Origin of the sequence: Haloferax profundi (assembly GCF_001469865.1) — an archaeon.
GTDB classification, from domain to species: Archaea; Halobacteriota; Halobacteria; order Halobacteriales; family Haloferacaceae; genus Haloferax; species Haloferax profundi.
This window is the reverse complement of the sequence record NZ_LOPV01000589.1, coordinates 1-7,623: the sequence shown is the minus strand read 5'-3', so window position 1 is coordinate 7,623 and position 7,623 is coordinate 1. Positions and strand designations below refer to the sequence as shown.

5 protein-coding genes and 2 pseudogenes are annotated in these 7,623 nt (G+C 57.4%); 5 read left to right on the top strand and 2 right to left on the bottom strand.

Annotated elements, in window-relative coordinates:
- From AUR66_RS22280 to AUR66_RS17345, 3 genes and pseudogenes are all read left to right on the top strand, one after another.
- A pseudogene (locus AUR66_RS22280) lies at positions 1 to 477 on the top strand (hypothetical protein); the annotation flags it as partial.
- Between the two features lie 141 nt (positions 478 to 618).
- Positions 619 to 1,596: a formylglycine-generating enzyme family protein gene (locus AUR66_RS17350; RefSeq protein WP_197409855.1), complete on the top strand. Its 978-nt coding sequence runs from the start codon at positions 619 to 621 to the stop codon at positions 1,594 to 1,596.
- Positions 1,597 to 1,620: 24 nt separating this feature from the next.
- Entirely contained in the window at positions 1,621 to 2,370 is a 750-nt protein-coding gene (locus AUR66_RS17345; RefSeq protein WP_058573425.1) for a hypothetical protein, read from the top strand.
- Between the two features lie 41 nt (positions 2,371 to 2,411).
- Here the strand turns inward: AUR66_RS17345 and AUR66_RS17340 are convergent, their stop codons facing one another.
- Positions 2,412 to 3,797 carry a metallophosphoesterase gene (locus AUR66_RS17340; RefSeq protein WP_231727952.1) on the bottom strand — a complete coding sequence of 462 codons (1,386 nt, stop codon included), beginning with the start codon at positions 3,795 to 3,797 and terminating at the stop codon, positions 2,412 to 2,414.
- Between the two features lie 126 nt (positions 3,798 to 3,923).
- The gene (locus AUR66_RS17335; protein ID WP_082682267.1) at positions 3,924 to 5,108 is read right to left on the bottom strand and encodes an AI-2E family transporter; all 1,185 of its coding nucleotides are present in this window, start codon (positions 5,106 to 5,108) and stop codon (positions 3,924 to 3,926) included.
- Between the two features lie 1,065 nt (positions 5,109 to 6,173).
- Between AUR66_RS17335 and AUR66_RS22905 the strand changes: the two are divergent.
- Both AUR66_RS22905 and AUR66_RS17325 read left to right on the top strand, forming a co-directional pair.
- A pseudogene (locus AUR66_RS22905) lies at positions 6,174 to 6,344 on the top strand (Glu/Leu/Phe/Val dehydrogenase); the annotation flags it as partial.
- Between the two features lie 255 nt (positions 6,345 to 6,599).
- The coding region (locus tag AUR66_RS17325) for an aldehyde dehydrogenase family protein (RefSeq protein WP_058573422.1) at positions 6,600 to 7,623 on the top strand (1,024 nt) is incomplete at its 3' end.

Here is a 7,623-nt window from a genome sequence, read left to right as displayed (position 1 = left end):
CTACCGAGGTTCTCGGACCGAGTCGCGTCGACCGTCGTCCAAGACCCGGTTCGCGCTGCCGGATTTGGACTCGCAACGGTCATCCTCGCTCCAATCGCACTCGTGTTGCTCGGGGTCAGTCTCTTCGGTCTTCCGTTAGCACTCGCTGGGGGTGCGATGTTCCTCGTCCTCTGGTGGGTCGGTGCAGTCTACGGCAGGTTCGTCGTCGGCGTGTGGCTCCTCGACGCCATCCCGAAGGTGCTCGCCTACGCAGACATCGAACGCGACCCAATCGAGAATCGCTGGGTGAGTCTCCTCGTCGGTGTCTTCGTCGTTGGCATACTCGTGTCGATTCCAGCGATTGGTCCCGTCGTCGACACCGGAATTGCCGTGTTGGGCGTCGGGGCAATCACTCGATTGGTGTACGACGCTTACGCCAGAACCGAACGAACCGAGCAACTGGCTATGGAAGCCTCGGACCCGCTTGGAGAGGACTGATACGCTAGAACTCTCGTGACAAGCGTTGGGTGAAATTTATCTCGCCACGTGTTATACATTTGACGTAGCTGCTCGCGAGACACCGGTCTCCGTGAGGACAGACGTAAGCGTCCCCAACTACCGCACACCGCACGATTCACAATGAGTCACGAAACCGACCAACAGAGAGACGCCGCACCGACTGACCCACCGCACGAGGACATGATTTGGATTCCGGGTGGCACGTTCACGATGGGGTCTGACGAGTTCTACCCTGAAGAGGCTCCGACTCGTGAGGTCAGTGTCGATGGTTTCTGGATGGACACACACCACGTGACGAACGCGGAGTTCACCGAGTTCGTCGAAGACACTGGCTATACGACGTTCGCTGAACGTCCGCCGAACCCCGACGACTACCCCGACGCAGACCCGGACAACCTCGTCGCCGGGTCCGCCGTGTTCACGTCACCGAACCACCCCGTCGACCTCCAGAATCCGAACCAGTGGTGGGAGTACGTCCCCGATGCCGACTGGCGGCATCCTCTCGGCCCGGACAGTTCTATCGAGGGGAAGATGAACCACCCCGTCGTCCACGTCGCGTACGAGGATGCTGTCGCCTACGCAGAGTGGGCGGGGAAGACGCTCCCGACCGAAGCGCAGTGGGAGCGCGCCGCTCGCGGTGGATTGGAACAAAAGCGGTTCGTCTGGGGAGACGACCACGTCGTCGATGGACAACTGATGGCGAACACGTGGCAAGGACAGTTCCCGTACGAGAATCAGGAACTCGACGGGTACGAACGGACGTCGCCAGTCGGTGCATTTCCACCGAACGAGTATGGCCTCTACGACATGGCTGGGAACGCGTGGCAGTGGACTCGTGACTGGTACAGCGACGACCCGACTGCGGGTTCGTCAGCGTCACCGACGTGCTGTACGCCGACGAACCCCCGTGGCGTCTCGGAAGAACAGAGCATCCACCCACAAGACCCAACCAGGGTTCCACGGAAAGTTCTCAAGGGTGGGTCGCACCTCTGTGCACCGAACTACTGCTTCAGATATCGACCGGCGGCACGCTATCCAGAACCCATCGATACCTCGACCAATCACGTCAGCTTCAGGTGTATCGTAGAGGAGGTCTGATCGAGACGTGGTGCGAAGATCGTAATGGTCCCGACGTTTTTGGTCAGTGAGGCAGAGGCAGGGTATCCAGTCGCTGCGGGAGTATTCGCATTGGGATTCGCTGCGATACACCTTTCTTCGGGACGCTGGGAGTTCGTCGACCGAGAACGCCGTCGCTGGTTCCTGTCTGCCGGTGGTGGCGCATCGGTTGCGTACGTGTTCATGTTGATGCTTCCGGAAGTTGCTGAAGTAGCCGCGACAGTCGCTGAACTACAAGGTGAAACGTTGTTCGCAGAGCAAATTGTGTTCTTCGTCGCCCTCGCAGGGTTCGTGTTGTACTACGGAATCGAGGTGGTCGTCACACAACGGTGGGGTGAAGACGTCGAAGAGTCGATGGTTGTCTATCGTGCGCATTTGCTTTCGTTCGCGGTGTACAGTGGCATTATCGGGTATCTTCTCTTTCATCAAGAGGTCCAATCCCTGTCGAATCTCTTTTTCTACGCCGTCGCGATGGCTCTCCACTTTGGCGTCACCGACTATGGACTCCATCGCCACTACGGTACCATCTTCGATACCCGCGGGAAGATCGTGCTCGCGGTTGGTACCCTCGTTGGTGCAGCAATTGGTGCTGTGACGGTGATAGGCGAGTTCTCGTTGTCAGTCGTATTCGCGTTCGTCGCGGGTGCAATCGTGTTCAACGTCATCAAAGAAGAACTCCCAGAGATCACAGAGAGCCGGTTCGTCGCATTCCTACTGGGTACTCTCGCGTTTGTAATCCTCTCGTTACTCGCGTGAACGAACCGTGTCCGCTGACGATAGCGTGTCGGAGCGACCCGTTATTCACCCACATCTTCTGTTGGGGACTGTTGCGATGGCGGTGCTTCGAAGTCAGTACGTACGCCAACCCAGTTGGAACCGACGACGGTCCGGTCGGGGATAGCACCCTCGAGTTTAGGTTTCCGAGTGAGTACTGTCTCGAGGAGAGTCAGGTCCTTTGGATTCTCCTTCTCGATACGGTGATACTCGATGGATACTGCGTCACCGTCTGCAGCGACCACGAAGTAGTTGAGGCGAAACGACGAGTAGAAGACTAACGGGAGAATCCCGAACATGACGGACTTTCTGTGTAACCGTTTTAGCCACGTGCCAGTATTGACAACGGCACGGTCGTCAACTTCAGTGAGCGACGCACGGTGAGTGTGGCCGTAGATGAACACTGCAACCTGGGGATGTTCTTCGAATACCCGTCGAGCACCGTCTGTGTACGCGTCCGTCACGTCCTGTGGGTCACCCTCTTGGACTAACCCAAATCGCTGGAGCGTCTTCCGGATATCTCTCACGACGAAGAAGAGCGGAATCGAGAGTACGACGAGAATCACGATGACGACGGTGTTCACGACCAAGACGATGTCGAGGAGCACACCGGCGAATCCGATGAACCTGATAAACGAATCGACGATGGACAGCGGTTCCGACCAGATTCCGAACAGAGAGAGCAAGAACGCGACGAGGTACAGGACGCTCACGTTGAACAAGAGGAGAAACGGAAGCGACGCGTACCGGAGAAACGGACTCATCTCGCGGTAGAAGTACTTCGAAATCATCCACTCGGGTATCTGGGTCATCGGCGTCACCGACTGGATGTCTTTGAGCCAATTGAACTTCCCTCGCGCCGATAGCTTCCCGGCGCGACTCGTGATGTGTCTGTTCACGAAGTAGCCCGGTGGATTGGCGTACGGATTTCCGAAATCGGGGCTTTTGTTGTTCGGGTCTCGTTGTTGGCCGTGTTCGATCCAGATGGTCCGGTCACCGACATGCCGCGTGATGACGACTTCCTGTTCGAGGGTGATGTTGTACTCGGCGAGTCGGTCGACGTACTCTGCGTAACACGCCAGTTCGTAATCGTGGTTTCCGGGGATGAACGTGATTGGAATCTGCTCCCCAGTGGCTCGAAACTGCTCGAAGAGGTCTGGATACCGCTCGACCAGTGCGTCGAACTTCTCGAGTCCTTCGAGTTCGGTGAACTCCCACAATCCGAACGCATCGCCGTTGACGATGAGTTCTGCATTCTCGTCGGTTGCTTCGAGTTCTCGGAGAAACGCGAGAAGTTCGTCTTTGAACTCGACGTTCTGCAGTTGCTCGTCTCCACCGATGTGCAAATCGCTGATGAAGTAGTACCGCGGTTCGCCTCGTCGAGTCGTGTGTTGAGCCATGGTCGACATCTCTTGATTCGTCCCGCCCGACGCACTGGTTCTGACAGGGTCGAGGCGAACTATTCTGGTTCGAGATACGTCACGTGGGGATATGATTGGATATGGTGTTCTCGACGACCGAAGGGGCGGCGGTCGTTAGCCGGGTGAGAGACCTCCCTCTGAATCGGGTGATTCGTCGTACTCGACTGCACCGCCGCCGAGTTCGTGGTCCAGTGGTTCCTCGTCGACACTGTCTTTCTCCTCAGGCTCGACGTTGGCAAACCGTGGTAAGACGGTGACGATGAATTCGACGACGACGACCATCACGAGAGGTCCCATGAAGATACCGTACCACCCGAAGAGGGCCGGACCAACGAGGTACGCGAACATGACGAGTCCCATGTCGTACGTCTTTCCAGAGAGGTACGGTCGGATGTAGGTCCTGACCACGTTGTCGAAGACGAGGACCATGAGGAGGAAGAACACGACGGGAATCCAGAGCAAGGCTGGGTTGATCTGAATCGCATCGATTGCGAGTATCCCAACGATGAACGCATACACAACCGACCGCCCGACGAGTGGAATCAGGGTGAACACGCCGGTGACGACGGCGAGTAACATCACCGATGGGATGTCGAGATTGGCAGGTGAGAGGAGATTGAACACGCTGTAGATGATGGCCGCGAGGACGATGATGACGAATATCGTGAGCGTGTATCCGAAGAAGACGGAGGTGAGGCCACGGTCCACACGTCGGAGGTACTCAGTGGCGAGCGAATCAGTTCCAAGGACGTTCGCCTGGAACCATCGCGACAGCTTTTCGTCTTGGATGAGCAGGAAGAACGCGAAGAGGAGCATCAAGAACACGTTGAACAGTGTCGTCGCGAACGCACCGACTGCGACCCCGAACTGTCCAAGTGCCGATGAAACATCTGTACTCTGGGACAATGCGACTAAGAGTTCGACGGGGTCTTCTGGAAGACCGGTGGTCGAAATGGGGAGGTTGGCTAAGACCGTCGCAACCGCATCGGACGAGAGAAACGTGAGCGCTTGTCCGAGGGCAACCGAGAGGAAGGCGGCGATGAACAGTAAGATTGGAACGATGATGAAGGTGAGAGTGAGTCCTGCGGCGAGCGACCGCGACGAAATCCACCGGCTAAGACGGCGCGTGATGGGTCGACCAACGTAGTAGGTGAACAGACCGAACAATACCCACCCGAGATAGGAGTACGCGACCCACGAAACGACTCCTAACAGCAGGAGTCCAACGGCAAGCCACCCGATTGTCGAGTCTGAAGGGCCGTCGCTACTTCGTGAGTCGGAAGACGAACTGGATTGCATACTCGAAGTACGAGGTGTCAAGGGTTAACGATATTTGTGGAAATCAAACTGGTTGCTCTGTCGCCTGCCCGCAGACCCGATTTGCCGACGTGCTGACCCAGTCCAAGCGATGACGATTGAGCAGCGGGTGTCGACTCACTTCTGAAACGTCAGACAATCAATTATTACGGATGTACGTGTGTAATGGAAACTTCGGAATGTCGATATATGTTAGCACAAAATAATGCGAATACTGACTGGTCGACGCCGGTGAACGGTAGTCGGGCGACAGCGCAACTACGCGAACTCGTCACGAAGTTGTAGGACGTACCGAGATACCTCACAATCCTCTGACGAGGTGAAGAGACACTCACCCGACTGTACACTTGTTCGAAATTGCGTAATAATCGCAACACTGACACGCAGAGGGAGAACACGGGCGCTCACAGTTGACTGTGTTTTTGAGTAACTGAACACAGAAGATTTCCGTCAAACTGACCGATACTGGAGTGTAGAATCCCGACAAATCGAGTCCAATAGTAGACAAACAGATACCGTCTGTGTACTCGATGAGTCGGTTGGAGTTCTCTAGATGGTTGTACTATCGACCGTACTGTCAATTCGGTTATATCGGATTCTCGCACGAGTAGACTCGAACTGTCTCTCGGCACGTGACAATCAGAATATCGGTTGATGACACGTTGGCACGTCTAGTCGCGTATGGGATACTACGCAGACGCCGGTTCGACGAGCGAACAAGAACCGTTTCCAGCATACGGCCCAGTCGATTCACTCCTCAGTTTTGCGATGTTCTACGTCTTCGTCGACCGCGCGACGCCGACTATCGTGGACGTACTTACCGACGCCATCCCGTCAGTGTCTCCCTCTGGTGTCGGATTCGCCATCGCTGCACTGCTCTGGTTCATCTTCGTGGTGACACTCGTCGATATGGCCCGCCATCAATACGAGGCACTCGCCAGTCGCCCGAGTGGTGAGTCTGACCAGAACTTCTACGGTCGGAGTATGCCGGACACAACGTTGTTCGTCGTCTACGCCGCGGTAGTCGTCGTCGGTGGTGTCGTCGCAGCGTGGACGTTCGAACGCGTCTACGACGAACTCGAAACCGCGATGCTCGAAGCGTGGGACAACGTGAGTGAGACGAAGGCCGACCTCGACGTGACGTGGCGAGACGCTGCGTACGTCGTCGGCATCACTCGCATCGCCGAAGCGAAGGAGTCTCGCGGCCTCTGGCCCTGAGCCACATAACCAGTTGTTCCTCTAGCCACCCCCCGCTGGTCTCTCACGTACCTCGACCGATACTCACCCAGTGGCGTTTCCCGTTCTCTACGATTGCACTGTCTCTACACACGCCTTCGCGTGTGAAACTGAACTCGTCTCCCGACGACTGTGGTCGCCGCCGGCGCGGGCAGAGAGTCGAATTGACACGGAGCTATTTATGAAAGAACGCCAGAATTGTGGTATGCGCTCACACGAACTTGGGTGGCGATATCGATGACCCACGAACTCCAGAACTACATCGATGGCCGCTGGACGCCCGCCACGGGACCCGCAGGCGACCCAGTGATGAACCCTGCAACCGGCGATACCGTCGCGACACTCGACTACTCGACAGCAGACGACGTCGACGAGGCTGTGACGGCCGGACAGGCCGCCTTCGAGGAGTGGGCGAACACGCCCGTCGAGACGCGCATTCAACCGATGTTCGAACTCAAGAACCTCCTCGAAGCCCATCAAGACGAACTCGCCGAATCGCTCGTCCGCGAACACGGCAAGACGTTCGACGAGGCGAAGGGTGAACTCCGCCGCGGCATCGAGAACGTGGAAGTCGCCTGTGGCATCCCGTCGATGATGCAGGCCGGTCACCTCCCGAACGCCGCACCCGAGATAGACGAGACTGCCGTTCGAAAACCACTCGGCGTCTTCGCGGCTATCACGCCGTTCAACTTCCCCGGGATGATTCCCTTGTGGTTCCTCCCGTACGCGGTTGCGACGGGGAACGCCTTCATTCTCAAACCGAGTGAGATGACACCGGTCACGGCCCAGCGCATCGTCGAACTCGTCGACGAAGCGGGATTCCCAGACGGTATCGTCCAACTCGTCAACGGCGATGCCGACGCGGTCGACGCACTCATCGAGCACCCGCGGGTCGAAGGTATCTCGTTCGTCGGGAGTACGCCCGTCGCGAGACACGTCTACGAGTCGGCAGCGACGCACGGAAAACGCGTGCAGGCACAAGGTGGCGCGAAGAACCACATCGTCGTCGCCGAGTCCGCAGACCTCGACTTCGCGGTTGAACAGACCCTCGGGTCCGCGTTTGCGAACACTGGCCAGCGTTGTCTCGCGAACCCGGTCGCCGTGGTCGACGAGGGGATTTACGAGGAGTTCGCCGAGCGACTCGTCCACGAGGCCGCGGACATGAATGTCGCGGACGGCCTGAGTGACGACGTAGACATGGGCCCACTCATTTCCGGTCAGCATCGTGAGGCTGTCCTCGACTACATCGAGACCGGTATCG